Origin of the sequence: Streptomyces chrestomyceticus JCM 4735 (assembly GCF_003865135.1) — a bacterium.
Classification (GTDB): Bacteria; Actinomycetota; Actinomycetes; order Streptomycetales; family Streptomycetaceae; genus Streptomyces; species Streptomyces chrestomyceticus.
Genome location: NZ_BHZC01000001.1, coordinates 1,039,036 through 1,065,106, shown reverse-complemented (window position 1 = coordinate 1,065,106; position 26,071 = coordinate 1,039,036). Strand labels below are relative to the sequence as shown.

Annotated in this window: 20 protein-coding genes and 3 pseudogenes; 9 read left to right on the top strand and 14 right to left on the bottom strand. The window is 70.3% G+C overall.

Annotated elements, in window-relative coordinates:
* The first annotated feature begins 25 nt into the window (after window positions 1-25).
* The 4 genes and pseudogenes from EJG53_RS04325 to EJG53_RS43580 all read left to right on the top strand — a co-directional run.
* Window positions 26-3,868 (top strand): polymorphic toxin-type HINT domain-containing protein, encoded by a 3,843-nt coding sequence (locus EJG53_RS04325; RefSeq protein ID WP_125043676.1) that lies wholly within the window; start codon window positions 26-28, stop codon window positions 3,866-3,868.
* Window positions 3,856-4,206 (top strand): hypothetical protein, encoded by a 351-nt coding sequence (locus EJG53_RS04320; protein ID WP_125043675.1) that lies wholly within the window; start codon window positions 3,856-3,858, stop codon window positions 4,204-4,206. Before EJG53_RS04325 ends, EJG53_RS04320 begins: the two co-directional genes overlap by 13 nt.
* A 197-nt stretch (window positions 4,207-4,403) precedes the next feature.
* Window positions 4,404-4,619: pseudogene (locus tag EJG53_RS40970) on the top strand (MmyB family transcriptional regulator); the annotation flags it as partial.
* A gap of 121 nt (window positions 4,620-4,740) precedes the next feature.
* A pseudogene (locus EJG53_RS43580) lies at window positions 4,741-5,166 on the top strand (AfsR/SARP family transcriptional regulator); the annotation flags it as partial.
* Window positions 5,167-5,589: 423 nt separating this feature from the next.
* Here the strand turns inward: EJG53_RS43580 and EJG53_RS42145 are convergent.
* The 10 genes and pseudogenes from EJG53_RS42145 to EJG53_RS43815 form a co-directional block, all read right to left on the bottom strand.
* Window positions 5,590-6,039: pseudogene (locus EJG53_RS42145) on the bottom strand (transposase); the annotation flags it as partial.
* Between the two features lies 1 nt (window position 6,040).
* Window positions 6,041-6,721, bottom strand: a complete 681-nt coding sequence (locus EJG53_RS04300; protein WP_125043674.1) for a hypothetical protein — start codon at window positions 6,719-6,721, stop codon at window positions 6,041-6,043.
* Between the two features lie 918 nt (window positions 6,722-7,639).
* Window positions 7,640-8,860 (bottom strand): hypothetical protein, encoded by a 1,221-nt coding sequence (locus EJG53_RS04295; protein ID WP_125043673.1) that lies wholly within the window; start codon window positions 8,858-8,860, stop codon window positions 7,640-7,642.
* 97 nt (window positions 8,861-8,957) lie between these two features.
* The gene (locus EJG53_RS43250) at window positions 8,958-9,341 is read right to left on the bottom strand and encodes a transposase (RefSeq protein ID WP_280526753.1); all 384 of its coding nucleotides are present in this window, start codon (window positions 9,339-9,341) and stop codon (window positions 8,958-8,960) included.
* A 249-nt stretch (window positions 9,342-9,590) separates the two neighbouring features.
* On the bottom strand, window positions 9,591-10,742 hold the full coding sequence (locus EJG53_RS04285) for an NAD(P)-binding domain-containing protein (RefSeq protein ID WP_125043672.1): 1,152 nt from the start codon (window positions 10,740-10,742) through the stop codon (window positions 9,591-9,593).
* 67 nt (window positions 10,743-10,809) lie between these two features.
* Window positions 10,810-12,030 carry an LLM class flavin-dependent oxidoreductase gene (locus EJG53_RS04280; RefSeq protein WP_125043671.1) on the bottom strand — a complete coding sequence of 407 codons (1,221 nt, stop codon included), beginning with the start codon at window positions 12,028-12,030 and terminating at the stop codon, window positions 10,810-10,812.
* Window positions 12,031-12,035: 5 nt separating this feature from the next.
* Entirely contained in the window at window positions 12,036-13,148 is a 1,113-nt protein-coding gene (locus tag EJG53_RS04275) for an ABC transporter substrate-binding protein (protein ID WP_125043670.1), read from the bottom strand.
* Between the two features lie 22 nt (window positions 13,149-13,170).
* Window positions 13,171-13,989 carry an ABC transporter ATP-binding protein gene (locus EJG53_RS04270; protein ID WP_125043669.1) on the bottom strand — a complete coding sequence of 273 codons (819 nt, stop codon included), beginning with the start codon at window positions 13,987-13,989 and terminating at the stop codon, window positions 13,171-13,173.
* On the bottom strand, window positions 13,962-14,861 hold the full coding sequence (locus EJG53_RS04265) for an ABC transporter permease (protein WP_244954970.1): 900 nt from the start codon (window positions 14,859-14,861) through the stop codon (window positions 13,962-13,964). The genes EJG53_RS04270 and EJG53_RS04265 overlap by 28 nt, the downstream gene beginning before the upstream one ends.
* 262 nt (window positions 14,862-15,123) lie before the next feature.
* Window positions 15,124-15,207, bottom strand: coding sequence for a putative leader peptide (locus tag EJG53_RS43815; RefSeq protein ID WP_358970165.1), 84 nt, complete (start codon window positions 15,205-15,207; stop codon window positions 15,124-15,126).
* A 142-nt stretch (window positions 15,208-15,349) separates the two neighbouring features.
* Between EJG53_RS43815 and EJG53_RS04260 the strand changes: the two genes are divergently transcribed.
* On the top strand, window positions 15,350-15,772 hold the full coding sequence (locus EJG53_RS04260; protein WP_125043668.1) for a YjbQ family protein: 423 nt from the start codon (window positions 15,350-15,352) through the stop codon (window positions 15,770-15,772).
* 12 nt (window positions 15,773-15,784) lie between these two features.
* Here EJG53_RS04260 and EJG53_RS04255 read toward each other — a convergent pair whose 3' ends face one another.
* On the bottom strand, window positions 15,785-16,462 hold the full coding sequence (locus tag EJG53_RS04255; RefSeq protein WP_244954969.1) for a DUF1345 domain-containing protein: 678 nt from the start codon (window positions 16,460-16,462) through the stop codon (window positions 15,785-15,787).
* Between the two features lie 218 nt (window positions 16,463-16,680).
* A complete protein-coding gene (locus tag EJG53_RS04250) occupies window positions 16,681-18,003 on the bottom strand; it encodes a flavin monoamine oxidase family protein (RefSeq protein ID WP_125043667.1) in 1,323 nt (440 codons plus the stop codon).
* Window positions 18,004-18,208: 205 nt separating this feature from the next.
* Between EJG53_RS04250 and EJG53_RS04245 the strand changes: the two genes are divergently transcribed.
* A complete protein-coding gene (locus EJG53_RS04245; RefSeq protein WP_244954968.1) occupies window positions 18,209-18,778 on the top strand; it encodes a TetR/AcrR family transcriptional regulator in 570 nt (189 codons plus the stop codon).
* 45 nt (window positions 18,779-18,823) lie between these two features.
* Here the strand turns inward: EJG53_RS04245 and EJG53_RS04240 are convergent, their stop codons facing one another.
* Window positions 18,824-20,113 (bottom strand): saccharopine dehydrogenase family protein, encoded by a 1,290-nt coding sequence (locus EJG53_RS04240; RefSeq protein WP_125043665.1) that lies wholly within the window; start codon window positions 20,111-20,113, stop codon window positions 18,824-18,826.
* A 299-nt stretch (window positions 20,114-20,412) separates the two neighbouring features.
* On the opposite strand from EJG53_RS04240, the gene EJG53_RS04235 reads away from it, so the two are divergent.
* Genes EJG53_RS04235 through EJG53_RS04225 form a run of 3 tightly spaced genes read left to right on the top strand, consistent with a single transcriptional unit; the run spans window position 20,413 to window position 23,549 of the window.
* Entirely contained in the window at window positions 20,413-21,339 is a 927-nt protein-coding gene (locus EJG53_RS04235; protein ID WP_125043664.1) for an NAD(P)-binding domain-containing protein, read from the top strand.
* A complete protein-coding gene (locus tag EJG53_RS04230) occupies window positions 21,340-22,647 on the top strand; it encodes an NAD(P)/FAD-dependent oxidoreductase (protein WP_125043663.1) in 1,308 nt (435 codons plus the stop codon). It begins immediately after the preceding gene.
* A 2-nt stretch (window positions 22,648-22,649) separates the two neighbouring features.
* Complete coding sequence (locus EJG53_RS04225; RefSeq protein WP_125043662.1) at window positions 22,650-23,549, top strand: MBL fold metallo-hydrolase; 900 nt, start codon at window positions 22,650-22,652, stop codon at window positions 23,547-23,549.
* A gap of 46 nt (window positions 23,550-23,595) precedes the next feature.
* Here EJG53_RS04225 and EJG53_RS04220 read toward each other — a convergent pair whose 3' ends face one another.
* Window positions 23,596-25,944, bottom strand: a complete 2,349-nt coding sequence (locus EJG53_RS04220; protein ID WP_125043661.1) for an FUSC family protein — start codon at window positions 25,942-25,944, stop codon at window positions 23,596-23,598.
* Window positions 25,945-26,071 lie beyond the last annotated feature (127 nt).

Sequence of the window (26,071 nt, the reverse complement as noted above, 5' to 3'; positions counted from 1 at the left end):
ACGCGCGCCCAGATGGCGTGGTGTCGTGGCCGCGGTGATGGGCCTGACCCTGGCCGCCGGAGTGGACGCACCGTCGGCCGCAGCCGAGGACACACCGGTGTACAGTCGGTCGGACGTCCTGGAGGCATGGAGAGTCGGCGGCCCCGGCGTGCGCCAGGCCGCCGAAACGGCATTGCAGGGCTCGGACGAAGACATCCGTACCTTCATGACCAAGGATCTCCCGGCCCTAGAGGAACAGGACCTGCGCGTCCAGGTCGCACAGGTCATGGTCATCGGCGGCCCGGGAGTGAGCGAAGCCGCCAACACCGCACTGGACGGCGGGGTCAAGGAGCTCCAGGACTTCCTGGACGACGGACTCGTCAAGCCGTACGACGATGATCTGCGCGTCCGCGTCTCGCAGATCATGGCCGCCGGCGGCCCGGGCGTGCAGGAGGCGGCGGGCAAGTCGCTGGACGGCACCCCCGACGACTGGCGCAAGTTCATCAACCAGGGGCAGCTCAAGCCGGCCGAGGACGACAACCGTGTCCAGGTCTCCCAGCTGATGGTGGCGGGCGGCCCGAACGTGCAGAAGCTCGCTCAACAGGCCCTGGACGGCTCCGCCGAGGACGTCCAGGAGTTCCTGGACGACGGATGGCAGGTCGCTGCCGCACGGGACCAGGAGAAGCTGTCCGTAGCCCAGCTGGCACAGCTTGCCGACAAGGCCCAGAAGCGGGCCAAGCAGCTGACCGAGAAGGCCAAGGAGGAAGCGGCCAAGGCCGAGAAGGCCACGGCCCGGGCCAAGGCGGCAGCGGAAGAAGCAGCCCGTCAGGCCAAGGAGGCCAAGTCCTCGGCGCAGGAGGCCGCCGCTGCTGCCCGTAGAGCGGCCGCCGCGGCCGACCGGGCGGCGCAGTCGGCTCGTACGGCGGTGTCCGCGGCCGCGGGCGCCAACCGGGCAGCACGGGTGGCTTCCAGCGCTGCGGCCCAGGCGGCCTATGCCGCCAGCCGGGCCGGCAACGCAGCGGCTTCGGCCAGGTCGGCCGCTGCGGCGGCCGCCGGCGATGCCAACCGCGCGAAGGAGGCCCGTAAAGCCGCAGAGGTCTCCCGAGAAGCAGCGGCGGGAGCCAAGAAGGCAGCCGTTGCCGCAGATCATGCCGGCGAAGCGGCAGAGAACGCCGCGATTGCGGCGGGGGCCGCGGCCCGGTCGGGCGTCAATGCCGCTGCGGCCGCTGCGGCAGCGGCCGAGGCAGGCCAGTGGGCCGGCCAGGCCGGCGGCAAGGCCGAGGAGGCAAGGGCCGCGGCGGCCAGGGCCAAGCGGCTGGCCGACAAGGCCACGCGTGCGGCCAACGCCGCAGAGGCCAACGCTCGTGACGCCGCGAAGGCCGCACGGCAGTCACGGGACGCCGCCAACGACGCCGCGCAGCATGCCGAGGCCGCGGCCAAGGCAGCGGAGAAAGCCGCGGACGAGGCCGGCAAAGCGGCGAACGCGGCCAAGCAGTCCAAGGAAGCAGCCGACGCCGCGACGACGGCGGCCAACAACGCGCAGACTGCCGCCAAGCAGGCTAAAAGCGTGGCCGCGCTGGCGCGCAAGGCCGACGCCGAGCGGCTGGCCGAACAAGAGGATGAGAACATCCTCGCGGCCGAAGAGGCCAAGAAGGCCCATGACGCCCAGGTCGCCGCTGCCGAATGGGAGGCCGGGCGGATCCACCAGCTCAATGCCGAGACGCAAGAGCTGCGCAAGGAGGCCGAAGCCGCCACCGACCCGAAGGTGGCCGCGGCCAAGGGGCGGCACCTCGCGGTCAACCTCCTCAACTCCGGTGGGACCTGGGTCCGCAGCAATGCCGAGATGGCGCTGGAGGGCACCGACGCGGATGTGTCCGAGTTCGTACGCGCCGGGCTGACGGTCGCCCTGGAGCAGGACGACCGCGCCAGCGTGGCGCACATCGCGGCCACTGCCGAGAAGCCCGAGCAGCGGCAGGCTGCCGTGGCCGTGGTGGACAAGCCGATCGACCAGGTGCGGGAGTTCCTGCGTACCCGGGCCTACCCGGGCAAGGAACACGACGACCGGATCACGGTCTCGCAGATCATGACCACGGGCGGCCCCGGCGTGAAGGCCGCGGCCAACAAGGCCCTTGACGGTACTGCGGACGACCTGCACCAGTTCCTGGTGACCGGGCAGTACAAGGCCCGCGAAGCAGACGACCGCGTCGCTGCCGCGCAGGCCATGGCCAACGGCGGCCCCGAGGTCAAGTCGGCAGCCCAGGCGTCATTGTCGGGACCTGTCGCGGGACTGCGGTCCTTCCTGCAGGTCGGTCTGTACAAGGCGCAGCAGCGCGATGCCAACGCAGCCGCTCACATCGCCGAGATCGACACGCTGCTGGCGGCTGCCGACCGGTCGGCAGCCCTCGCGCACAAGGACGCGGCCGAGGCTCAGCGGGTGGCCGCGCATGCCCGCAATGAGGCCGACGAGGCCGTCAAGTGGAAAAACGCGGCGAAGAAGTCCTCCGACGACGCGGCCATGTACGCCCAGCAGGCCGACAAGTCTGCTGACCAAGCGGAGGAATCGTCCAAGCGAGCCGCCGCGTCCGCCAAGACGGCCCGCAACGCCGCCGCGGCCGCACAAAAGGACGCACGAGCCGCGGAGCAGTCCGCACAGCAGGCCCAGCATTCCGCGGTTCGCGCCTCGCACTACTCGTCGCAGGCGCACACCTCCGCCTATCAGGCGCGCAACTCCGCCGCGGCCGCCGACCAGGACGCTCTCGCGGCTGCCAAGGCGTCCACCGAGGCGTTGAAAATCGCGGCTGACAAGCTGGTTGAGGAGCTCAAGGCCCAGATACGGGAAGAGGCGCTCAAGCCCAGTAAGCCGATCTCGGACAAGGAGCTTCGCGCTTCCCTGGAAAAGCGGCTGTTCACATGGCGCCGCGAAGCCTTGGGGGACGGTGATCTGAAGCCGGGCGAGACGGTCCTGGTCTGCGGTGGTGACGGGGCCGGTGGCATGGGCTGCATCACGACCACCTATCTGGACCGTTTGATCGCCTGGTACATAGGTGCCGACGAAATCGAGCACTGCCTCCAGACGAAGTCCGCCAAGTGCCTTCCCGACCTCGCGATGAGCGCTCTCAAGGTGAAGGCGCTGAAGGGGCTCAAGAAGAGATGCCGGCCCAACAGCTTCGTCCCGGGCACCCGCGTCCTGATGGCCGGTCACCAAACCAAGCCGATTGAAGACGTCCGCATCGGCGACCGGGTGATCGCGACAGACCCGCAGACCGGCCGCACCGAGGCGAAGGCCGTCCAGGACACCATTACCGGCAGCGGTGAGAAGAACCTCGTCAGCATCACCGTCCCCCGTTCCGGCGCGCGGTCCGGCGGCACCGTCGTCGCCACCGACAAGCACCGCTTCTGGGAGACCGGCGGCAACGGCGCATGGCTCGACGCCGCAGAGCTGAAGCCCGGAATGAAGCTGCTCAGCAGCTCCAGGGCGCCGGTGCCGGTCAACGCCATCAAGACGTGGACTGTGCCCGGCCAGCGGGTCCACAACCTGACAGTCGCCGATCTGCACACCTACTACGTGGTCGCCGGCGGCCAGCCTGTCCTCGTCCACAACGACAACAACTGGTGCGACGATGACCTCAAGGCGATGGAGGAGTGGGACAAGGGGCGAAGCAGTAGCGTTGAAGAGAGCGCCAGGTACCACATCGGCAAGCACGGGAAGGGGCGAACCTTCGCCGAATACACGAAGGAGGCCAAGGCCCTCTGGGACAAGACACCGGCCAAGGATCGCATTCGCGTCGAGGTGGGGCACGGCAAGAAGGGCTGGAAGATCAAGGGTGACCTGTGGAGTGGTGAAGGCATTTACACCGACGACGGGAAGATCGTGACATGGTGGGACTGACGGGCAGCTCCGACTTCCGGCATGCCTACCGAACATTTCGCGCCATGCCCTACCCTGACCGCCCGAAACCCGGAAAGCTGCAGGATCTGGGTTCCGACCTGCTCGACATCGACTATCAGATCGCGGGCTATGCGGGCCAGGTCGACAGCGGCGACCTGAGCGCTTCGGACATCCCGGATCTGGACGAGCACGCCCGCGCGGTCAAGAACCTCCTGAGCGCATTCGCTTCGGTGAGCACCACAACGGACGAAGAACTGCAAGTCAAGCAGAAGTTCCATGCCTACGTCGCGACGCTGGACCGGATGATGGTCGAACTGCAACGGCTGGCCGCCGACTGACGGTGCAGGGCTTCGAGGGGAGCGTCGGCCGACGGGGGTACGCATCCCTGGGTCGGCACTCACCGGTGGTGTCCTCGTAAGGGCTGAGCGTTCTCGGCGGGTGGTCACAGGTAAGCCTGTGGCCACCCGCTGTCGTGTTGTCCAGCCCGGCTGGGGCCGGCCGCTGTCACCGTCACACGTACCGAGCCAGGCGTCGGCTGATCGCGCGGCGACGGACGGCGGGAGGGGAACAGGCTGCCGACACCGCTGTGGCCATCCTGCGTACGGAAACCGGACGCGCTCGCCACGACAAGGAGCTGCACGACCTCGTCGGTGAGCCGTCCACCCGCAGCGACGACTTCCGCACCCGCCGGAGGGCCCACCACGTCCGCCACCACGGCACCGGCACCAAACGCTTCGACCTCCCTGCCGTCGTGATCTCGCCCTCGCCGTGAACGGGCCCCCGCCGAGCGCTCTCGGTGACCGCGACACGTACGGGGAAGCCGGGCATGCGCGCGGGCGTTGTGCTGCGGTATGAGTTTGTGATTCTCACTGATGGGCCCGGTACGTGCCTGGCGCGACGAAGAGGAGATCGGGCTGGGGCCGCGCCAGCAGCGGGCGGTGCTGGCGGTGTTGTTGCTCAACAACGGCATCCGGCTGAACAACAACCAGTTGATCGGCATGGGCTGGGACGACCCGAACCCGAGCGCGGTGATGGCATTGCGGACGTATATGTACAAGATCCGTAAGGCGCTTCCCGAGCTGGATCTGAAGTCCAGGGACGGCGGGTACACGGTCCGCGCGGAGATCGTCGACGACGGCGAGCCCCTGGAGGGCCTCCGGAGCGCTTACTTCGACGCGCAGCGGGTGCGGCTCGGCGACCACCGGCTCAAGGTGCGGGAGGGCCGCCTCGCGCGCGAACTGGACGCGCTGGAGTTGCAGAAGCACATGGCCGCCTTCCCGCTCAGGGAGCGACCGCGGGCCCTCCTGATGCGCGCGCTCTATCTGGAGGGCCGGCAGGGCGAGGCACTGGAGCACTTCATCACGCCAGCCCACGGCCTGACCCGCACCACCCTGGGCCACCAGCGCCTGCACATCGCCGTCGCCTCCGACTGCCACCTCGCCGCTCGTACCACCGTGACCCTCCCCGAACTCGCCGACGAGCCCCTTATGGTCTGGGGGCCCCGGCCGCTCCGACTACACCGACCTCCTCATCGGCCACTGCCGCCAGGCCGGCTTCGAACCCCGTACCGAACGCACCGACCGGCAGGGCACACCCCCGGTCACCGCCGTCATCGGCACCCGCCACATCGCCTTCGTCACCACGGCACCGGGCCCCGCCGCGGGCGGCAAGACGCACATTCTCCGTCTCGAACCACCGGTGTACGCCCCTCTCCACGCGCTCTACCCGCCCCGGACCACCTGCCCCGGCCGCGACACCTTTCTCACCCACGTGCAGGTGTGAGCACGAATCGGCCCGCGAGCCGCGTGGCCCGCCGTCCGTTGCACCGGCGAGGCGGTTGGAAGGCGTACGAAGAAGGAATGGACGCCGTCGCCTTTGAGTCGGCAGACGCGGAGGGGCTGCCAGGTCTTCAGCCGTGCGAAAACATGCTCGACGCGGGCCCGGACCACGCGGTGGGAGGCGTTGTGTTCCTCTTTCCGAGCAGGGAGATTGATCTGGCCCGGATCACGGCGGTGCGGGGGCAAGGCCGGGTACCCGGTGACCGCCGTCCGCGATGACCGTAGCCTTGCCGACGGTGCCTTGGCGCCGGGCAGTTCCCCTGCCCTGCGGTCGTTGCGGTTGCCGGGCAGTGGCCGGCCGACGGCCACGACGAGCCGGGTGTCGACGCCGAGGTCATTCCTCAGCGCCACGCGTCCAAGGGTCGTCAGGAAGGTCCGGTCCCGCTGATCTCCGGGTGATTTCCTCTGCGAGGTCTTTCCGGGCCGATTCGAGGGTCCCCGTCATCCAGTAGTTGTCCGGCAGGTCCAGTCCCACGTACTTGCCTTCCCCGTCAAGATCGCCATCCGGTCGATAGAGGCGGACTATCGGCGTCGGGAGTTCGTCGGCGAACTTGGGAGGATCCCATCCCACGACCCGGCCGAGGTAGGTCTCCCCCTCGTCACCCAGGGCTGCGTAGTACAGCAGGTAGTGCGCCGGGTCGACGTAAAACGGAGCAGCGCTGTGCATCCATTGCCGGCCGTGCGGCTGCGGCCAAGATCCAGCGGACGAGGCTTCCCGCCATGCCTTTTCCACGTCCTGAACCGTCTGGCCCATCCAATATCTCTCAGTCCGGGTTCCCAGAGATACATACTCGGGCAGACCTTCTTCCCCCTCCTGATCGAAAAACCGTACGACCGGCTCGATAGCAGGGGTGATGACTCCACTGAACGCCCGGTAGAAGGCGACAACCCGTCCTATCTGCAGTCGCCCGCCCCTGTCCTCGCCGTAGAAGAACCGGCCGGACCTGTAGTACTCGTCGGTGATGTCTTCGTAGTGCGGCCAGTGCTCGTACTGCTCGTTCCGATAGTCGATCAAGAACCCTCCCCGGGGTCTCGACAAGTCACAGAGCCTACTACCTACCTTCCGGGTATGCCGAGCCGTCGCTGTTGTCGATCTTCGGTGGAGAGGGTCACAGGGCTCCGACGCCGTGATCGCACCAACACGGCAAGACCATCTCATTCGGGACCAGCGCTTACGGGGCAGTCTTTAGGCGGATGGATCGTGAAGGGGATCGGGAAGGGGAAGGGGAATCGGGGCGAGGGTGACTGAGCGGACGAGCCGACGAATTCATTGGAATTCGGGGGCGGCGAGGCGCCGGACCACGTCGTCCTCCGCAGACCGGCCGACGGTGGGACAGGAAAGGGCAGAACAGGAAAGTAAAGGACAGGAAAGGGCAGGTCCGGAAAGGAAAGGGCAGGAAAGGGTGGGGCAGGGGCGCCGCCGGATGCCGTCAGTGATCGTGGGTGACGAGCCTGTCCAGCGTCCGCCGCTGGAGGCGATGGCGGCGGCCGATCGTCTCGTAGCCGCGAGCCGGCACAGCGTGGTCGGGACGCCGGCCCAGGGCCCGGTACGGCCCGTCGGGGCGGAGCACGCCGACCGGCCTGACTGGTGAACTGAGGATCATGCACGCACAGCATCCGGGGCCTCGGGCAGGGGCCGGGGTGAGAGCTGGCCGCCATCAGCCGGGCGGGAGCAGGCCGACTGATGTACCGCTCGGGCGGTTGCGGGCCGACATCGCCAGTCATGAAGCGGTCCCACCGATCCATGCCCTCCGACCGCAACCGCGCCGGACCCGGACGAAGCAGGCGGCCCGGCCTTCGAGCGGACGGCGTGAAGGATGTCTGGGCAGCCCTGTTCCGGGCAGCCGCTTCCCGGCGCGGTGCGGCTCAAACATCATGGCCGCCTCCGTCGCGAAGGTGCGCCGAGGCGACTGTTCCGGCGGCCGGTGCTCGCTCAGTCCGCGTCGCCGCTCTCTTCGTCGGCAAGTGCAGCGCGGCTCGCCACGAGCGCCACCGCCCCCGCGACCAGCACACCCGCAGCAGCCTTGCGGCCTGCCTCCGCGGCTGCGTTCTTCAAAAGCTCCACGTCACGGGCCGCGTCCCACCACCGTGTCGCCTCCCATGAAGGCCGACCGGCTTCCACTCCGAGCAGCTTCTGGAACTCATCGCCTGCGATCGCGATGCGGTTGATCGAGCCCACCACAGCCCGGTGCGCGGACAAGTGCAGCAGCACATGCGACCGAGTCGTGCCCGCGGCCGCAGCCATGCAAGCCACCAGGTGCTCAATCTCCTCCGAGATGCGTTCCCGCCGCCTCCGCCGGTCGACAGCCAGTGCGTGCCGTCGCCCTTCCAACTCGTCCGGAGACGTGTCCAGCACCCGTGCCAGCCGCAGTTTGTCGAGCGCCGCCTGCAGTTCGGAGCAACGCGCCAGAACGATGAGTGCTTCCTGGAACTCGGACTCGACTTCCTTGGCCGTCCTGGCCAGATCACCGATCTTGGTGGTGTCCGCCATCTTCGCCGCGAGGGTGCCGAGACGACGCAGTGACCACCCCAGGGCATCGGTGATCGTGTGGGTCCTGCCCTGTACGGTCGACCACGTATCGTCGTCGACCCGGCCCTGCACTTCCAGAACGGTCAGGGCGGAATCGATGTCGAGGGCCGCTCCGTACACCCTCCCCCACTCGAAGTCCTTCTGGGCGCGAAGCACGTCGTCCACCTTCTTGCCGATCGCGGCGAGGTGGCGCTTGATCTGGCTCATCTCATGCTGCAGCGCGAGCTGCGCCATGATCCCCGCAGCGGAGGAAAGAAGGGCAGGGCCGCCCAGGAGCGGGCGGGGCTCCGTCGTGATCTGGAGCCATGACTGGATCGAGCCCCGCTTCCCCACCATCGCATGGCTGACGCCTGGGACCCTGCTCTCCATCAGCCCGTACTTCTTGCACAGTTGCGCGGACTCCTTGGTCAGTTTCACCCAGCGACCCGAGTGGTGCGCGGCACTCTCGGAGCCTGCCTGTGCGACTACCGCCCCGAGCCGGAGGAGGGGCCCGAGTCGTGGCCCCACGAGGTGTTCCGACAACGACAACAGCCCCTCCGAGGCGAGGAAGTGCTCGACGTCCTCCGGCTCCCCGATGACCGCGAGCCCGTCGTCGTCACTGATCAGTTGAATCTCGTTGTCCACCGCACGCTCCTGTAGCGACTCCAGTCAACTGAGGGTAGTTGGGGCGGGTGGTGCGGGAGCCCCCGTCCCCCCATCACCGGAAGGCGCCATCGCCCCGTCACCAGGCCCGTGCAGGTGTACGGAGATCGCATGGAATCGCCCGTGCCGGGTGCCAACAGCGGGCGAGGCTCGGCAAAATATGACCTTGTCCTATGTGGTGAGGCGGAGCAGTTGCTGGTAGCAGCACAGGGGGCTGCGAGGCCGAGGAAGGCCAGGTAGTTGGAGGGGTGGCGTTCGTAGGGGGCTGAGGAGGTGTCGAGCACGGCAACTGCCGCCAGGCGCATCCGCTGACCAGCACATAGATGATCGCGGCGAACAGCGTCTCATCAGGCGTGTCCGGCGTCCCGCCGCCCTGCGGCCGCACCCTCGACGGCGGGAGCAACGGCTTCGGGATCTCCCACAGCCCCTCCGGAACGATCCAATTCCACGTCTCCTGCCTCATGCTGACGTCCTACTCCGCCTCACCACATAGGACACCGTCTTATGCGTCCATTCTTTCTGTTGGCGATTCCCTGCATGGCGCGGAAAGTGGCCGATGTCTTGCGCTGAAAGATCGAGCTTGCGCGATGCGGAGGCAGGCGGGGTGGCGTGTCGATCCGCTGGGTGCCTTGTGAGGCTGCGGCTGTGTTGCGATGCCCTCGGCTGGTGCAACGGTTGCTGGTGTAGTTGCCGGGCGCGTGCATGCGAGCATTCATGCGACAGTGCGGAGGCTCGGTTGCAGGAGCTGTCGGATGTCGTGTACCGCTGCGCGCCCGGCGCGGTTGGCGCCGATGGTGCTGGCGGACGGGCCGTAGCCGACGAGGTGGACACGGGGGTCCCGGACGGCGCGGGTGCCGTCCAGGCGGATGCCGCCTCCTGACTCGCGCAGCTGGAGCGGGGCCAGGTGGCCCAGGGCGGGGCGGAAGCCGGTGGCGTAGAGGATGGCGTCGGCGTCGATTCTGGTCACGCCGTCGTCTCGTGCGCCGTCCAGCCAGCAGGCGCCGGTTTCGGTGATGCGGTTGAACATGGGATGGCGGACCAGGACGCCTTGTTGGCGGGCCAGTTCCAGGGCCTCGGGCGGTGTGAGGGGGCTGGTGCGGAAGGTATGGTGTGGTCGAATGGCAGTCATCGGCAGTCCCGTCACGGACACCACGCTCTGCGGCGGCAGGCCCGCCCGGACCCGTTCCTCGACCCGCGCGACGGCCGCCCGGCCCTGCTGTTCGTCGAACGGGCCCGTACGGAAGACGGGTGGGCGCCGGGTCACCCAGGCGGTCGCCTCGGCGACGTCGGCGATCTCCAGCAACTGCTGGACGGCGGAGGTGCCGCCGCCGACGACGATCACGCGCCGCCCCGCGAAGTCCTGCGGCCCGCGGTACGCGGAGCTGTGCAGTTGACGGCCGCGGAAGACGTCCTGGCCGGGGAAGCGTGGCCAGAAGGGCCGGTCCCAGGTGCCGGTCGCGTTGACCAGGGCCCGGGTGGCGTACGTCCCTTCCGAGGTGTTCACCAGGAGCCGGCCGTCCGCGCCGTCGCGTACCGAGCGGACGTCCACCGGACGGTGCACCCGCAGCCCGAAGGCCCGCTCGTACGTGTCGAAGTACGCGCCGATCACCTCCGAGGACGGCCGGTCCGGGTCGGCGCCGGCCAGCTCCATACCGGGCAGCGCGTGCATCCCGTGGACCTTCCCGTACGTCAGGGTCGGCCAGCGGAACTGCCACGCGCCGCCCGGTCGCGGCGCGTGGTCCAGTACGACGAAGTCCCGGTCCGGCTCGTACCCCACCCGCCGCAGGTGGAAGGCGGCGGCCAGGCCGGCCTGACCGGCGCCGACCACGACGACCTCGGTCTCCCGCACCCCGATGTTGTTCATGTTTCTACCAACCAGGGCGGGGGCGGAAATCTTCCGCCGGCCCGCAGGCACGCTGACCCGCGGCCGTTCAGCGGCCTCCCGCCACCAGCAGCGGCGCCGCGTCCGGGGCGGAGGCCGGTCGCTCGCCGGACGCCGGAGCACCGGACGCCGGAACACCGGACCGGGGAGGTACGCCGTCGGGCAGCAGCCCCCGGGCGGCCAGCTCGGGCCGTACCCCCTCGCCGAACCAGTACGCCTCCTCCAGGTGCGGATAGCCGGACAGTACGAAGTGCTCGATGCCGAGGGCGTGGTACTCCTCGATCCGGTCGGCCACGTCTGCATGGCTGCCGACCAGCGCCGTTCCCGCTCCGCCGCGCACCAGGCCCACGCCGGCCCAGAGGTTCGGGGAGATCTCCAGCTTGTCGCGGGAGCCGCCGTGCAGGGCCAGCATCCGCTGCTGGCCCACCGACTCGCTCTTGCCCAGCGCCTGCTGCGCGGCGGCCACGGTGTCCGGGTCCAGATCGCCCAGCAGCTTGTCCGCCGTGGCCCAGGCATCCTTCGCCGAGTCGCGCGAGATGGTGTGCAGCCGGATGCCGAAACGCACCGTACGGCCCTCCCGCGCGGCGAGGTCCGAGATCCAGTCGATCTTCTGCTTGACCTGCTCGGGCGGCTCGCCCCAGGTGAGGTACACATCGACGTTGCGGGCGGCGACCGGCCCGGCGGCCGCCGACGAACCGCCGAAGAAGATTTCCGGGAGCGGGTCCGGCGGCAGCGCGGTCAGGCCGCCCTCCACCTGGTAGTGCTCCCCGTGGAAGTCGAACGGGACGCCGCCCCACACACCCCGTACGACCTGCAGGAACTCGTCCGTACGGGCATAGCGCCGGTCGTGGTCCAGCGCGTCACCGAAGCGCCGCTGCTCGGTGGAGTCCCCGCCGGTCACCACGTTCAGCAGCAGCCGGCCGCCGGAGATCCGCTGGTACGTGGCGGCCATCTGCGCCGCCAGCACCGGCGAGATCACCCCGGGCCGGAACGCCACCAGGAACTTCAGCCGGTCGGTGACCTGGGTGAGCGCGGCGGTGGTCAGCCAGGCGTCCTCGCACCACGTGCCGGTCGGGGTGAGGACCGCCTCGAAGCCCAGTTGCTCGGCGGCCTTGGCGATCTGCGCCAGGTAGTCGATGTCGGGGGCCCGTACGCCGCTGACCGGGGTGATGCGGTCGCGCCGGACGCCGCCGTCGGTGTACGCGTGCCGGTCGACGAGGGTGCGCCCGTCGCCGCCGGTCGGCAGGAACCAATGAAGATGCACGGTCACGGAGTTCAGCCGGCCTTTCCTTGAGAGCTGTGAGAGGTGTGAGAGCCATGAGTGCCAGGAGCGCTGTCGGGGCCGTAGGTGCGCGGCGCCGTGCTCGAAGGCGGCAGGCTGCCGTTGAAACGGGTGTCGACGAAGGAGGAGAAGTCGACGCGGCCGGGGATCAGCTTGAGCGCGGCGAAGGTGTCGGCGATCTGCTGCTCGGACGCGACGGCCGGCCGGTCCAGGGCCACCGTCACCGCCGTACCCCGCGTCCGTTTGACCGCCGCCAGCGCCACGTCCCGGGGCAGGCCGGTCTCCGCGGCCCACGCCTCGGCCCAGGCGTCCGGGTGCCGGTGGACCCAGTCCTGCGCACGCCGCAGCCGTTCGACGTAGTCCTTGAGCACCGCCGACTTCTTCGGGTCGTCCAGGGCGGCGGGCGCGGCGACCTGGAAGCTGAGACCGTTGACGACGCCTTCGCCGGTGGTCAGGATCCGCGCGTCGGTCTGGTCGAGGGCCTGCGAGGTGTACGGGTCCCAGACCGCCCAGGCGTCCACCCGGCCGCGGCTGAACGCGGCCAGCGCGTCGGCCGGCTGGAGGTAGTTGAGCGTCACGTCCCGCGGTGCCAGACCGGCCTTCTTCAGGGAGGCCACGAGCTGGTAGTGCGCGGAGCTGCCCTGCGCCACCGCGATGGACTTCCCCTTCAACTGTTCGGGCCGGGTGAGCGGTGAGTCCTTCTTCACCAGCACCGTCTCGCCCGCGGACGAGCCGTGCGTCGCCGCGATCACCTTGAACTTCGAGTGCGCCGCCGCGGCGAAGACGGGCGGCGTGTTGCCGACCCCGCCGACGTCCACGGCACCGGCGTTGACCGCCTCCAGCAGGGGCGGCCCGGAGGTGAAGGTCGACCACTGGATGCGGTAGGGAAGGTCCTTGAGTTCCCCGGCCGCCCGCAGGACGGCCTCCGAACCGCCCTTCTGGTCACCGACGTTGAGGGTCACCGGCCCCTTGCCGTCCGTCCCGCCACGGGCCCCGCCGCTCCCCGAACCGTCAGCCCGGGACGCCCCGCCGCACGCGGTGAGTGTCAGGAGGAGGGGGAGCAGGAGGGCGGGCAGCAGCAGGGCGGCCCGGTTCCGTGGCTTCATGTCCTCCGTCACCTGCGCACTCTCACTGACCGACCGCACTGTGCACCCCCTCCACGCCCAGGCGGTCCAGCAACCGCGCGCGCAGGTCGGCGAACCGGGGGGCGGCGATGTCGCGCGGGCGGGGCAGGTCGATCTCGCTCTCGTACACGATCACACCGTTCTCCATCACCAGCGCGCGGTCGGCCAGTAGCAGCGCTTCGTCGACATCGTGCGTGACGAGCAGCACCGCGCAGCCGCGCTCCTGCCACAGTTCGGCCACCAACTGCTGTGCCTTGATGCGCGTCAGGGCGTCCAGTGCGCCGAACGGCTCGTCCAGCAGCAGCAGATCGGGTTCGCGTACCAGGGCGCGGGCCAGCGACGCCCGCTGAGCCTCACCGCCGGACAGTGTCTTGGGCCAGGCATCCGCCCGGTGCCCGAGCCCCACCTCGGCCAAAGCCCGTTCGGCCAGGCCACGTTCAGGGTTGCCCGGAAGCCCGAGCAACACATTGCGCCACACCCGTTTCCACGGCATCAGCCGCGGCGCCTGAAAAGCGACCGCCTTGCGCCGCGGTACCAGTACCTGGCCCTCGACCTCGCGGTCCAGCCCGGCCAGTACCCGCAGCAGCGTCGACTTGCCGCAACCACTGCGCCCGAGCAGCGCGACGAACTCGCCCGGCGCCACGTCCAGCCGCAGCCCGTCGATGACGGCCCGGCCACCGAACGCCCGGCCGAGCCCCCGCACCCGTACGGCAGCGCCTTCCGCCGCCTCACCCGGCACGGCGCCCCGGCCCTCCCCTTCCGGTTCTTCCGGCGGGGACCCCGTGACTGTCTCCCTCACTGGCCGGTGAACGTCGGTCGCCATTGCAGCAGCAGCCTTTCGAGAGTGCGGACGATGAAGTCGGCGAGCAGTCCGAGGACCGCGTACACCACCAGGCAGACCACGATCACGTCGGTACGGAAGAACTCCCTGGCCTGGTTCATCAGGAACCCGAGACCGTCATCGGCGTTGACCTGCTCGCCGAACACGAGCGCCAGCCAGGCGGTGGCGAGCGAATAGCGCAGCCCCGTCATGGCGCCCGGCAGCGCTCCCGGCAGTACGACGTGCCGGATCAGCCCCCAGCGCCCGAGCCCCAGCGAGGTTCCGGCCTCCACCAACTGCGCGTCCACGCCGCGGATTCCGGCGTACACGTTCAGATACAGATGGAACGCGACGCCGAGCGAGATCAGCGCGATCTTCGGTGCCTCGCCGATGCCCAGCCAGATGATGAACAGCGGGATCACTCCCACCCACGGCACGGACCGCAGCATCTGCACCACGGGATCCACCAGGTCCTCACCCAGCCGCGACAGCCCGGACGCCAGTGCCAGCAGCACCCCGGCGAGCACGCCGGCTGCGAGCCCGACGGCGACGCGTTGCAGCGACACGAACATCGCCGACGGCAGCGTCCCGTCGGACACCAGCGTCCAGGCCGTACGGGCGATGGTCCCCGGCGAGGCGAGGATGTCGCTCTCCAGCGCCCCGCTCGCACTCAGCACCTGCCACAGCGCGAGCAGGAACACCGGCACCGCGGCCCGGCGCAGCCAGCGCGGCGCGCTCCGGCGACCGGCCGACACCGGGACGACGGGGACGAGCTCCGGTCCGGTACGCGGCCCGGTCGTCGACGTCACCGGCGTCACCGGCGGCTCGTCGCGCGGCGGCGCGGCACCGGGTGGCGCGGCCTGATCGACAGTCATGAACACTCCAACTCGAAGAGCGGCAGCCCACCGGCGGCACGGCACGCGGAAACGCACGCGGCGCACGCCTGCGCGGCACCGGACCCGCAAGGGGAAAGGCAGGGAGAACAGGGGGAAGAGGAACGGAGGAACCCGCAGGAACCAGAGATCGCCGCCCGGACCGGCGGCCGACCGGCGCTCGGCGGCCCGAACGGAACCGGCGATGCGCCGCCGTCAGCGGACCCGCACGTCAGCGCGTCAGAACATCAGCGCCGCAGCGACATCAACAACCGCGGCGACACGCGGAGGACGCCACCCGCAGCAGGTCGATGTGACCGCGCGTGGTGAGCCGGGCTGACGTAGACATGTCGCCGAACGTAGCGGCGCGCCTGAAGAAGGGTCAAACACCGTCTCGCCTGCTGGACCATTGTTGCGCGGGCGTTGCGCGCGGCGCGGGAGCCGGGGCCTGGGTGCCGGGATACGGCTGTCCGATCTGAGAGGATCGGTGCATGGCTGCAAGTTTCACGACGCGCGAGATCGATGTCAGGACCGGTTCGCAAGAGGTGGTCCACGACCTGACCCGGGAGTGCGCGTCTTTCCTGCGAGAGGTCGCCGACGGCCGGGACGGTCTGCTCAATGTTTTTGTACCGCACGCGACCATGGGCGTGGCCCTGATCGAGACCGGCGCCGGCAGCGACGACGACCTGCTGGCCGCGCTGCAGGATCTGCTCCCGGCGGACGACCGCTGGCGCCACCAGCACGGAAGCCGTGGCCACGGCCGTGACCACGTGCTGCCAGCCCTGGTGCCGCCGCACGCCACGCTTCCCGTCGTCAGTGGCGAGCTGGCGCTGGGCACCTGGCAGTCCGTCTGTCTGGTGGACACGAATGTCGATAATCCGAACCGTATGGTCCGGCTGAGTTTCCTCGGATAGGCCGCGGTCCGCTCAGCCCTTGTCCAGGGCGGCGACCAGGCTGGCCACGATAACGGTGTTGAAGACGAAGGCGACGACGGCATTGGCCGCGACCGTCCGCCGCATTTCCCGTGAGGTGACGTTCACGTCGGTCGTGCCGAATGTCGTCATGACCGACAGGGCGAAATAGAGGTAGTCGGCCCAGACCACGGTTTCCGCGCCGGGGAATTCCAGTCCGCGCTGGTTCTCCAGCAGGTCGTCGGCGTGAAAGGCGACCGCGAAGGACGCCATCACACAGACCCAGGCGTCGGCGACGAGGACGAGCGCCACCGCGACACGGGGAGCCAGCGGGAGCGACGACGCGACGTATCCGGGGCGCCACACCACCGACACCACGAGGGCGGCGGCCGCGATGGAGATGGAGACCCCGGGCCCGGGCGCGGTCCCGAGCACGTACCGCTGGAAGACCGTGCCGCGGGCCGTGCGCCGCGCCCAGACGCGAATCCGCTCCGGCCCGGCCGTCGAAAAGGCGATCAACGTGACGACGAGATAACTGGAGAGATAGGCGAACAGCGCGAACACGCCGACGTCTGCCGCAGAGATCTGCGTGATGCGGTCGTCGACCGCGAAAATCAGAACGGCTGCCGCGCAGCCCGCAACGGCGAAACTCAACGTCGACCGACGGCGTTCGGAGAGCCAGGAATGCGCCAACAGGCTCCTCCATATGTGTGAGTGTCCGCCCTCCCGGAGCAGCAGAAGTGTAAATGCCGCGGTGCCGTTTGCCGGGCAGGCGCCCGGGAGTCGCGGAGGCTCTACGGCGAAGGTGGCTGCGCTGTACGGGCTGGGCCGTGGCAGGACGGTCGGCTCGCTATCACCCCGACAGCCCGCCACTCGTCCACCAGGGTCGGCGCCCCTCAGCACACGACCTTTCACGGGCGTTTCGCAGCCCCCGGGCCGCCGGCCAGCGTCGCCGTGACGTCCCGGGCGGCGGCCGCGCCGGTCTCCATGGCGCCCTCGATGCCCCCGACGCCCACCGACGCGATGTCACCTCCGGCGAAGTGCACGCGTCCGTGCGGCTCGCGCAGCAGCGGAACGGCGCCGCTCAGGTTTCCGGGCCGGTGATGTGCCCACGCTCCCTGCGAGAACGGGTCGCCGACCCAGTCGTGACCGGCCGTTTCGCGTACCTCTATGCCCGGGACGAAGGTCCGCAGCGCGGCCTGCACGCCCTCGCGGTCCTCGGCGTCGACGGCCGAGGGGCCGGAGGCGAAGCACACGACGAGTGTGTCGCCGTCGTGCCGGTATTCCACCTTCGCGGTGTTGACGGGGTTCTTGCCGACCGGCGCGAAGGCGCAGAACGGCTCGATCTCGCCCCGCACCCGCGCCCAGATCTTGGTGGAGCGCACCGGCTGCTTCTGCTCGATCATGGCGCGGGCAGGCCGGGGGACGTCGGGGGTGATGCGTACGTCGCCCAGGGTGTTGAGTGGCAGCGCGACGACGGCGGAGCGGGCCCGGATCTGCTCGCCGGCGTCCGTGGTCACGAGGACGCCGGTGCCGTCGTCCTCGATGGCGGTGACGGGGGTGGACAGTCGTAGCTCCGCCCGCGATTCGCCGAGGACGGCGTCGAGGAGCCGCCTGGTCCCGCCCTCGATCGGCCAGAAACCGGCCGTTTCCAGGAACGCGCCCCAGTCTCCGAAGGTCGTGGCCGCCCAGAGGAGCAGTTGCGCGACGCCCTGTTCGCCGGGGGAGTGGACCAGGGTGGCCAGCGCGCCCTCAAGTACGTCCCGGTCGTACACGGAGAGGTTCAGCGCGTCGAGCCTGGACGCGATGGTCTCCTTCTCGATCGCGCTGGTGTCGACCGCGGTGACGTCGTACGGCATGGGGAAGCAGGCCCGGGCGTCGGCGAAGAACCGGGCGGCGAGGGGGGCGACGGCGTTCTGGTAGTCGTGCTGACTGCCGGAGTGCACCGTGCCGTCGGCCAGCCAGTACACCGTGTCGATGCCGAGCGGCGGCGCCAGCGGGATGTTGTGGCGCCGGAGTTCGTGCCACACGTTCGGCTGGGTCCAGTGCACATAGGTGCCGCCGAACTCCACCCGGCGGCCGAAGGCTTCGGCCGTGTGGGTCCGGCCGCCGACCCTGTCACGCGCTTCGAGGAGGAGCACGGAATGTCCGCCGGCGCTGAGGTCCCGAGCCGCGGTGACTCCGGCGAAGCCCGCACCGATCACCACTACGTCGTAAGAGCTGCTGTTGGTCATGGCCTGCTCCGTTCAGTGTCCTCACCGTCCCCCTGTGGTGAGTATATCGAACTCGAATCGAGTTCGAGTTTCGAGAGGCGGGCTTCCGTTGTCAACTCGTCGGCGGGGCGCGCCGGAAGCGCGGCTGATACGATCTCGAATCGTGTTCGAGAAAAATCCGGCAAGTCAGACGCCGGCGGCACGCCCGGCGGTACAGCGCCGCGGGGTGGAGCGCAGGCGGGCCATCCTGGAGGCCGCCGAGGCCCTGCTCGGCGAGAAGGGGTACGAGGCCGCCACGCTCAAGGCGATCGGCGAGCGGGCGGGCATCCCGATCGCCTCCGTGTACCACTACTTCTCCGACCGGTACCAGGTCGAGGCCGAACTGATGCGGCGTCATGCCCAGGGCCTCGACGCCTGCATCGGCTACGCGCTGGGCGGCCCCGGCCCGCGTACGCTGCACGAGGCCGCCGATGCCGTCATCGACCCCCTGCTCGGTTACTTCCGTAGGCATCCCAGCAGCATCGAACTGTGGTTCTCGGGTCGCAGTGCGCCCGTTGTCGAACTCGTCCGCGCATTCGACGCGGCGCAGGCCGAGCGGCTCTGGCGCCTCCTCGTCGAGCGCGGGCTCCTGCGCCCCGACACACCCCGGCTCGCCCTCCAACTCGCCTTCGAGGTCGGCAACCGGCTCTTCGACATCGCGTTCCGGGACTCGGCCGCCGGTGACGACGCCACGATCGCCGAGGCGCGACGACTCATCACCGCCTACCTCACCACCTACGCCCCGGACGGTGCCTGACGCGCAGGCGTACACGGACCGTCGGCCGGTGCGGCGGGGCGCCCGTCAGCGCAGGGACTCGACGATTTCGGAACGCGGCGTGCCGACGCGCTCCAAGGCCGTGTAGAACGCCTCCGGAGCGGCCCAATCCTCGGGAGCGAACACCCCGGCGCGCGCGGCGCTCCCGTCGGGCGCACCGCTCCCGTCGGGCGCACCGCTCCCGTCGAGCGCCAGCAGGATGAAGGCGGCGCAGGCCGTTCCCGTCAGGCCGCCCATGCTGTTCATCGCGTATGTCGCCGGTCCGCTGCGCGGTGTGCGCCGGACGGCCGTCGCCGGCCTGCCGTCCCGTATGCCGGTGGCGCGGGCCAGTAGGCCGCCGCGCCAGGGGTACCGACGCCGGAAGACCGACGACACCAGGAACGCCACTGTCGTGCGCGCTTCCGACTCGCCGCGGTGGACCTGGCCGATCATGCCGCTCAGGGCGTGGCGCAGCCCGGTGGTGCTGCCGAGGCGGTGGTGCAGGACGTCCTGTATGAAGTCGACTGCTTCGGCGACGGTCATCCTGCCGTTCTGGACCGCCAGTCCGAGTCCGCGTGCGAGGCCGTTGAACGGCATCGGGGCGAGCCCGCCGAGACAGCGGATGCGTCGCGCCTGCGGGTAGCGCCGGGGCAGGGTGACGGGCTCCGGGTGCGCGGTCTCGTACAGGAGCACTTCGCCGAGGCCGCCGCCCATGGGCAGGACGCCGGTCTCGACGTACGAATCGTGCACGACCGGGCCGCCGTGCTCCCACGTCAGGCAGTCGCCGGCGGTGATGTGCAGCAGGTGTTCGAGCACCGCCCGGCCCACGTCGGGCCGTTCGTCGCCGACCACCCAGCCCAGATCGATGGTCTCGACGGTGTCGAGTTCGCTCGCGGCGTCGACCGCCAGGATGTTGCTCATGCCTGGCGAGGCGCCGCAGCCGACGTGGACGGGTACGCCCGCCTCCCGGGCCTTGGCGTCGAGGGTCAGCGCGTGCTGGGTGCTCTCCACGTCGTCGTCGAAGTCGAGGTACGGCACCCCGGCTTCGAGGCAGGCCGTGATCACCGGCTCGGAGGTGCGCAGGTAGGGCCCCGCGCCCAGGACGACGAGGGCGGCGCCGTCGATCGTCCCGCGTAAGGCCGAGCAGTCGTGCAGGTCCAGCTCGCGGGCCGTGGCCCGACCGGGAGGCAGCTTCCTGGCCAGTGGCTCGACCAGCTCCGGCCGGATGTCGCAGAGCATGAGATGCCGTTCGCCGTCCGTCCTGGCGAAGCGCTCGACGGCGATCCGGCACATCTCACCGGCGGCGCCGATGAAAACGACGCGCTGTGCTGCCGTCATGCGGCGCCGCCGGGGGTGGCGGTCCTGCTCTTGGATGCGAGTAACACGTCCTGATCGTGGGTCATGTCCCTCTCCGTTCTGCTGCCGTTGTTCGATTGTCGTCGCGAGCCCACGGTTCGATGTCGAATCGAGTTCGAATTTAAGTGTCGGCTCCGTCTCGTCGTCAAGAGTCCGCCCGGCAGCCGGTGTTGCGATCGCGGGTCACCGGACCGGAGATTGACGGCACCCCCCTCGCTGCCTAAAGTCGAATACGATTCGAGATCGAAATCTCGGTCAGAGCCCCGACGGAGGAGCCCGGCGTGACAAGACCCGGCAGCGCCGCAGGACACCACGACATCGCCGTCATCGGCTGCGGCCTGATGGGAGCCGCTCTGGCGCGGACGTTCGCGAAGAACGGTTACGCGGTGGCGGCCTGGAACCGCACGCCCGGCCGGGCGGAAGCCCTGGCAGGCGACCGCGTCACGCCCGTCCGGTCCGTCGGCGACGCGGTGCACTCGTCGCGTCTGGCCATCGCCTGCACCTCGACAACCGAGGCCCTGCTGACGGCACTCGCCCCCGTCGCCCCTTGGCACGGGACCGCGCTGGTCAATCTCGCGAGCACTTCTCCGGAGGAGGCCGAGGGGGCGGAGCGCTGGGCTGCGGCGCGTGGTGCCGGGTACCTCGACGGAGCTGTCGTCTGCCACCCCCAGGACATCGGCTCGTCCCGCGCGGCCATCCTCTACGCGGGTTCGCCCGCCGTCTGGGCGGAGCACGAGCGGACGCTCAAGTGCCTGCCCGGGGCCTCGGCGTACGTCTCCGAGCAGGTGACGGCTGCAAGCCTGCCGAACGTCGGGCTGGTCGGCGCTTTCTACGTCTCCGCGCTGAGTGCGTATGTCGAGGCGGCCACCTACGTGCTGAGCCAAGGGGTGTCCGTCGAGGCGCTGCACGCGCTGACCCCCGTGGCCTTCGCGGGCCTGGAGAAGGCCGCCGAGGAGGTCGCCGCGGCGATCGCGAGCGGCGAGCACGCGACGGACCACGCAACCATCGACACGTACGCCGAAGGGGCGGGCGCGGCCCTGGCCGTCATGCGGGGATCAGGGCAGCGGGCCCGTCTGCTGGCGGCCGCCGCCGAGAACCTGGACGGCGCCGCGGCAGCCGGTCTGGGCGCGCTCGGCTTCTCCGCCCAGGCCGAGGTCGTGAACGAGGCCGGCACCGTCACTGCCGCCACCGCCACCGAGAAGGAATAAATGATCACCACAGGCATCACCTACGCGTCGTTCACCGGCTGGATCGATCCCCCCACCGACGTCGTGCCGGCGCTCGAAGGCGAACTCACCTGCGACGTCACGGTCGTCGGCGGCGGACTCGGCGGCATGGCGGCCGCGCTGCGGCTGGCCGAACGCGGGGCGGACGTCGTCCTGCTCGAAGCCGGAGTCTGCGGCTGCGGGGCGGCATCGCGCAACGCCGGCCAACTGACCGGCGCCCCGGCGGGCGACCCCCAGATCCTGAGCGCGACGCAGCCGCGCCGCTTCCCCGGGATCGTCCGGTTCGCCGAGGAGGCCGTCCACTTCACCGAGAAGATGATGCGGGAGCTCGGCATCGACTGTGACTACGAGCCGACGGGCAATGTCGCGGCCGCCGTCACCCGGGGGCAGCTCCGCAAAGCGCGGCGCAACGCGCGGATCCTGCAGAAGGCGGGGGCGGACGCCGAGTTCGCCGACGGCCGCGCCCTCGGCCTGCCGGAAGGGTTCCTCGGCGGCATCAACGAGCGTGTCGGCGGCATGCTGAACCCCGGGAAGTTCGCGCTCGGTCTCCGCAGGGCACTGCTCGCATCCGGAGCGCGCGTGTTCGAGCACACTCCCGTACGGGCGGTGGAACCCGGCGACGCGGGGGTCGTCGTCGGTGTGCCGCGCGGCCGGGTCCGCGCCGAGCGGGTCCTCCTCGCCACCAACGCCCACTCCCGCGACCTCGCGATCGCACCGCGGCGGCTGGCCACACCGATCTGGGTCAGCATGGCCGAGACGGAACCGATCGACCCCGTACGGCTGGAGGCGACCGGCTGGACGAGCCGCGCCGGCATCGCCACCCAGCACAACCTCATGCAGAGCTACCGCCTCACGCCGCGCAACACGATCGCCTTCGCCGTCCGCCGGATCCAGACGTCGCGTGGGGCGTTGGGGGCCCGCGAGCCGGACGCGGGGGTCGTGGCGGACCTGGGCCGCGGCTTCCACGACCGGTTCCCGTCCCTGCGCGATGTGGCGATCCGCCGGGCCTGGGGCGGGTGGATCGCCATGACACCCTCGTGGCTGCCGGTCGCCGGGGAGGCCACGAAGAACGTCTTCTACGCCGTCGGCTGCAACGGCCACGGCCTCGCCCAGGCCCCCTACCTCGGCACCCTGCTCGCCGACCGGCTCGCCGGCGGCGGCCTCCACGGCGACCTCGGCGCCGTGTGGCGGGAGCGGCCCCGCTTCGCGCCCTCACCGGTCGCCAACGCCCCGGCACTGCGGGCCGCCTGGGCACTCGACCGGCTGTCGGACCGTATGGGGACGCGGTAGCCGTGGGGACGAGCACCACGGGATACACAGCGGCGGAATACGGCGGGGTCGGTGTGCTGGTGGGCCCCGGCCGCGGCGCCTACCCGTACGCCAACTCGCTGCTCGTACGGGGCAAGTCCGCGACCCTGGTCATCGACCCGTCGCTGTCCCTCGTCACGGACGCACCACCCGCCGACCTGGCCCTGGTCAGCCACGCGCACGAGGACCACATCGCCGGCCTCGGCAGCTACGGCGACGTGCCGGTCCATGTCCACGAAGACGACCTCGCCGCGCTGCGCTCCCGCGCGGCGCTGATCGCCGGCCTGGGCCTGCCGCCCGACGCGGCCGACGACGTCGACCAGCAGCTACGGGACCAGTTCCACGTGTACGGGCGCCCGGACGCCCAAGGCTTCGACGGCGGCACCGAGTTCGACCTCGGCGGACGCACGGTGACCGCCGTACACCTCCCCGGCCACACCGCAGGCCACTGCGGCTTCCTGATCGAGCCGGACGGCTTCCTGTTCGTGGCGGACATCGACCTGACGTCGTTCGGCCCGTACTACGGCGACCTCGGCAGCAGCCTCACGGCATTCGAAGCGTCGATACGCCGGTGCCGGGAGATCGACGCGCGCTGGTACGGCACGTCCCACCAGAAAGGCGTGATCGACGGCGCCACGGAATTCCACCGCCGACTGGACGCCTTCGCCACCGTGGCGAAGCAGCGGGAGGCGGCACTCCTCACGTACCTCCACGAGCCACGCACCGTCGAAGAGATCGCCGAACACCGGCTGGTCTACCGCCCGCACGTCACGGGACCGCATGTGGCGCCGGTGGAGCGGCGGACGGCGGTGCAGCATCTGGAGCGGTTGGTGGGGGAGGGGCTGGTGGTGGAGGTGGAGGCGGGGCGGTTTCGGGGGGTGTAGGGCGGCCGGCCGGGCACCACGTACCCGGCCAACCACCCTCAGACCTTCAGATCCGCGCGGCCTCGGCGCCCCGGCGCTCGCTGCTCTTGCCCTTCGGCTCCGGGCGTCCCGCCACCGGTACGCCCAGGGGGCGGGCGAGGCCGGAGACGCCCTCGTCGAGGCGTTGGAGGTGGCGCAGGACGCGGTAGGTCACGGTGCCGGGGTTCGGGGCGCCGGAGCCGTCGGATTCGAGGAGGGAGACGATGGTGGCGCCCGAGCTGACTTCGGCGTCGGTCTTGTCGCCGCGTACGTGGGCGGTGATGGTCTCGATGTTGTGGGCTATGCGCCGGCCGACGCGTTCCAGGCGGGGGTCGGCGGCGATGGTCTTGCTGTAGGGCAGGAGTTCGGCAGTGGCCGCCAGGGAACGGGCGTGGTACGCGCTGGTCTCCAGGAGGGCGACGAGGTAGCGGACGGTCTGGCGGCGTACGCGGAGCGGGCTGATCGGGTGGGTCAGCGGACGGGTGGAGGCGCGCAGTTCGTCCAGGGCGGTGTCCAGGTCGCGGGAGAGGCCCAGCAGGTCGGTGGCGGGGCCGCCGCTGAGCTGGTCGACGGAGGCGGAGACGACCTCGTCGAGCTTGGTCAGGACGGTGCCCAGGAGGTCGTCGGTGCGCCGGTCGGTGTGGACCGGGAGGACCACGGCGGCGGCGATGATGCCGCAGGCGGCACCGAGGGCGGTCTCCTCGATGCGCAGAATGAGGACGTCGAGGCTGTAGGTGTTCAGGAGGGTGTAGAGCAGGCCGAGCATCGCCGTGACGAAGAAGGACATCAGGGCGTACGAGAGGGGCGCCGTGAAGAACATGGCGAAGACGAAGAGGAGGATGAGCGCGAACGCCGTCCAGGTGTGGTTGCCGACCAGGCCCGCGAGCCCGACCCCGGCGACCACGCCGAGGACCGTACCGAGCAGCCGCCGGTAGCCCTTGATGATGATCTCGCCCGTCGAGGCGGTGTTGAGGAAGACGACCCAGCAGGTCAGCACGGCCCAGTACCAGCGCTGGGCGGACAGGAACTCGCCGCCGATGATGGCGAGCGTGGAGCCCACCGCGATCTGGAACGCGGCCCGGGTGGTGGGACGCTGGAGGCCCTTGCGATCGTCCTCCTCGGGCTCCTCCGTGCCGCCGGCCAGCGCGACGTCCTCGGCGTCGAACTCCTCACGGGAGCGGGTCGTGGCGGGGGTGTCGTCGGATTCGTCCTGGGGGCCGTCCAGTGCGAGCCGGAGGCCCAGGACGGAACGGGCGGCCTCACCGATGCCGCGGAAGACGTCCTGGACGGCGATCGAGGCGCGCGGCAGGTTGTCCTCGTCGCGGTAGCCGAGCAGCCGGTTGCGTACGTGGGCGACGGCCGTGCCCGGCTGGTCGGACGCGCCCCGGGACACCAGCATGTGCAGGGCGTTCAGGTCGCGGCGCAGTGTGACGGTCGCGGCGTCCTCGGCCGGCATCTCGTTCTTCGCCGCGGTGGGCAGCGGGGCCTGGGGCAAGTGCAGGGTGAGGGTGTCGGCGCGCTCGGCGGTGCGCGCGTTGAGCAGCAGGACGCCCAGCCGTTCGGTGGCGATCTCGGCGTCGGCGATGCGGCGCTGGAGCAGTGAGGCGGTGGCCTGGTCGCGGGTGCCGTCCTCCAGGCGGCCCTGGATCATCAGGGCCGACTCGTGCAGCCGGGCGGTGTGCCGCCGCAGGTCGTCGAGGACCTTGTCCAACTGGTCGGGGCGGGCGTCGAGGAGTTCGATGTGGGTGGCCACCAACTGGGCGACCCGGGCCCGGAAGGCGCCGCGCAGCCACCGCAGGATGCGCTGCGGCGTCTCCGGTACGACGGTGAAGCGGACGACGGCGCTGCACGCGAAGGCGATGACGAGGGTCAGGGCCAGGTGGGGCAGGGCGGACGCGGTGACGCCGACGAACAGGGAGACGAAGTAGGTCTGGAAGCCGATCAGGCCCAGGGCGGTGCCGCGGTCGCCGAAGCGGCGGCAGTAGACGGCGCCGAAGATGAGGGCGACGAAGAAGGCGTCGCCCGCGATCACCTGGCTGTGCAGCAGCGCGCCGAGGGAGACCGCGGCGAGCGCCGTCGGCAGGCCGAGCGCCAGGGTGACCGCCTGGCCGCGTACCTGCTTCTCCTTGATGGCGAAGGTGGCGACCATCGCCGTCATGGCGCCCGCGACCAGGTGGGTGACATCGGTGCCGAGGACGGCGAGGACGACCAGGGTGAGCGCGATGGCCGCCACCGTCCGCAGTCCCGCCATCAGCCGCAGCAGTCCCGGGTCGGACGCCGCGAATCGGTCCCACACGCCGGTCAGGCTCCGTCGTATCACTGCCCCCACGCTGCCGTACTCTCCCGTCTCTGCCGTGAACTGCCGACGCTTCAGCATCCCATGACCGGGAATTGTCCGGTGGCGGTTGCGGGTGGGGGACCGGTGTTTGTGGCGGGGTTGTGACGATCGCGATCCTGGAAATGGTACGGGCGCGCACAAATTCACGGCCGGGCCGGGTCGGTGG

What these genes read in the sequence shown, in the direction of transcription:
- EJG53_RS04320 (WP_125043675.1), top strand. Translation starts at nt 3,856, where the DNA reads ATGGTGGGACTGACGGGCAGCTCCGACTTCCGGCATGCCTACCGAACA.
- EJG53_RS43250 (WP_280526753.1), bottom strand. Translation starts at nt 9,341, where the DNA reads ATGAGGCAGGAGACGTGGAATTGGATCGTTCCGGAGGGGCTGTGGGAG.
- EJG53_RS04285 (WP_125043672.1), bottom strand. Translation starts at nt 10,742, where the DNA reads ATGAACAACATCGGGGTGCGGGAGACCGAGGTCGTCGTGGTCGGCGCC.
- EJG53_RS04275 (WP_125043670.1), bottom strand. Translation starts at nt 13,148, where the DNA reads ATGAAGCCACGGAACCGGGCCGCCCTGCTGCTGCCCGCCCTCCTGCTC.
- EJG53_RS04270 (WP_125043669.1), bottom strand. Translation starts at nt 13,989, where the DNA reads ATGGCGACCGACGTTCACCGGCCAGTGAGGGAGACAGTCACGGGGTCC.
- EJG53_RS04265 (WP_244954970.1), bottom strand. Translation starts at nt 14,861, where the DNA reads ATGACTGTCGATCAGGCCGCGCCACCCGGTGCCGCGCCGCCGCGCGAC.
- EJG53_RS43815 (WP_358970165.1), bottom strand. Translation starts at nt 15,207, where the DNA reads ATGTCTACGTCAGCCCGGCTCACCACGCGCGGTCACATCGACCTGCTG.
- EJG53_RS04260 (WP_125043668.1), top strand. Translation starts at nt 15,350, where the DNA reads ATGGCTGCAAGTTTCACGACGCGCGAGATCGATGTCAGGACCGGTTCG.
- EJG53_RS04250 (WP_125043667.1), bottom strand. Translation starts at nt 18,003, where the DNA reads ATGACCAACAGCAGCTCTTACGACGTAGTGGTGATCGGTGCGGGCTTC.
- EJG53_RS04240 (WP_125043665.1), bottom strand. Translation starts at nt 20,113, where the DNA reads ATGACGGCAGCACAGCGCGTCGTTTTCATCGGCGCCGCCGGTGAGATG.
- EJG53_RS04230 (WP_125043663.1), top strand. Translation starts at nt 21,340, where the DNA reads ATGATCACCACAGGCATCACCTACGCGTCGTTCACCGGCTGGATCGAT.
- EJG53_RS04220 (WP_125043661.1), bottom strand. Translation starts at nt 25,944, where the DNA reads ATGCTGAAGCGTCGGCAGTTCACGGCAGAGACGGGAGAGTACGGCAGC.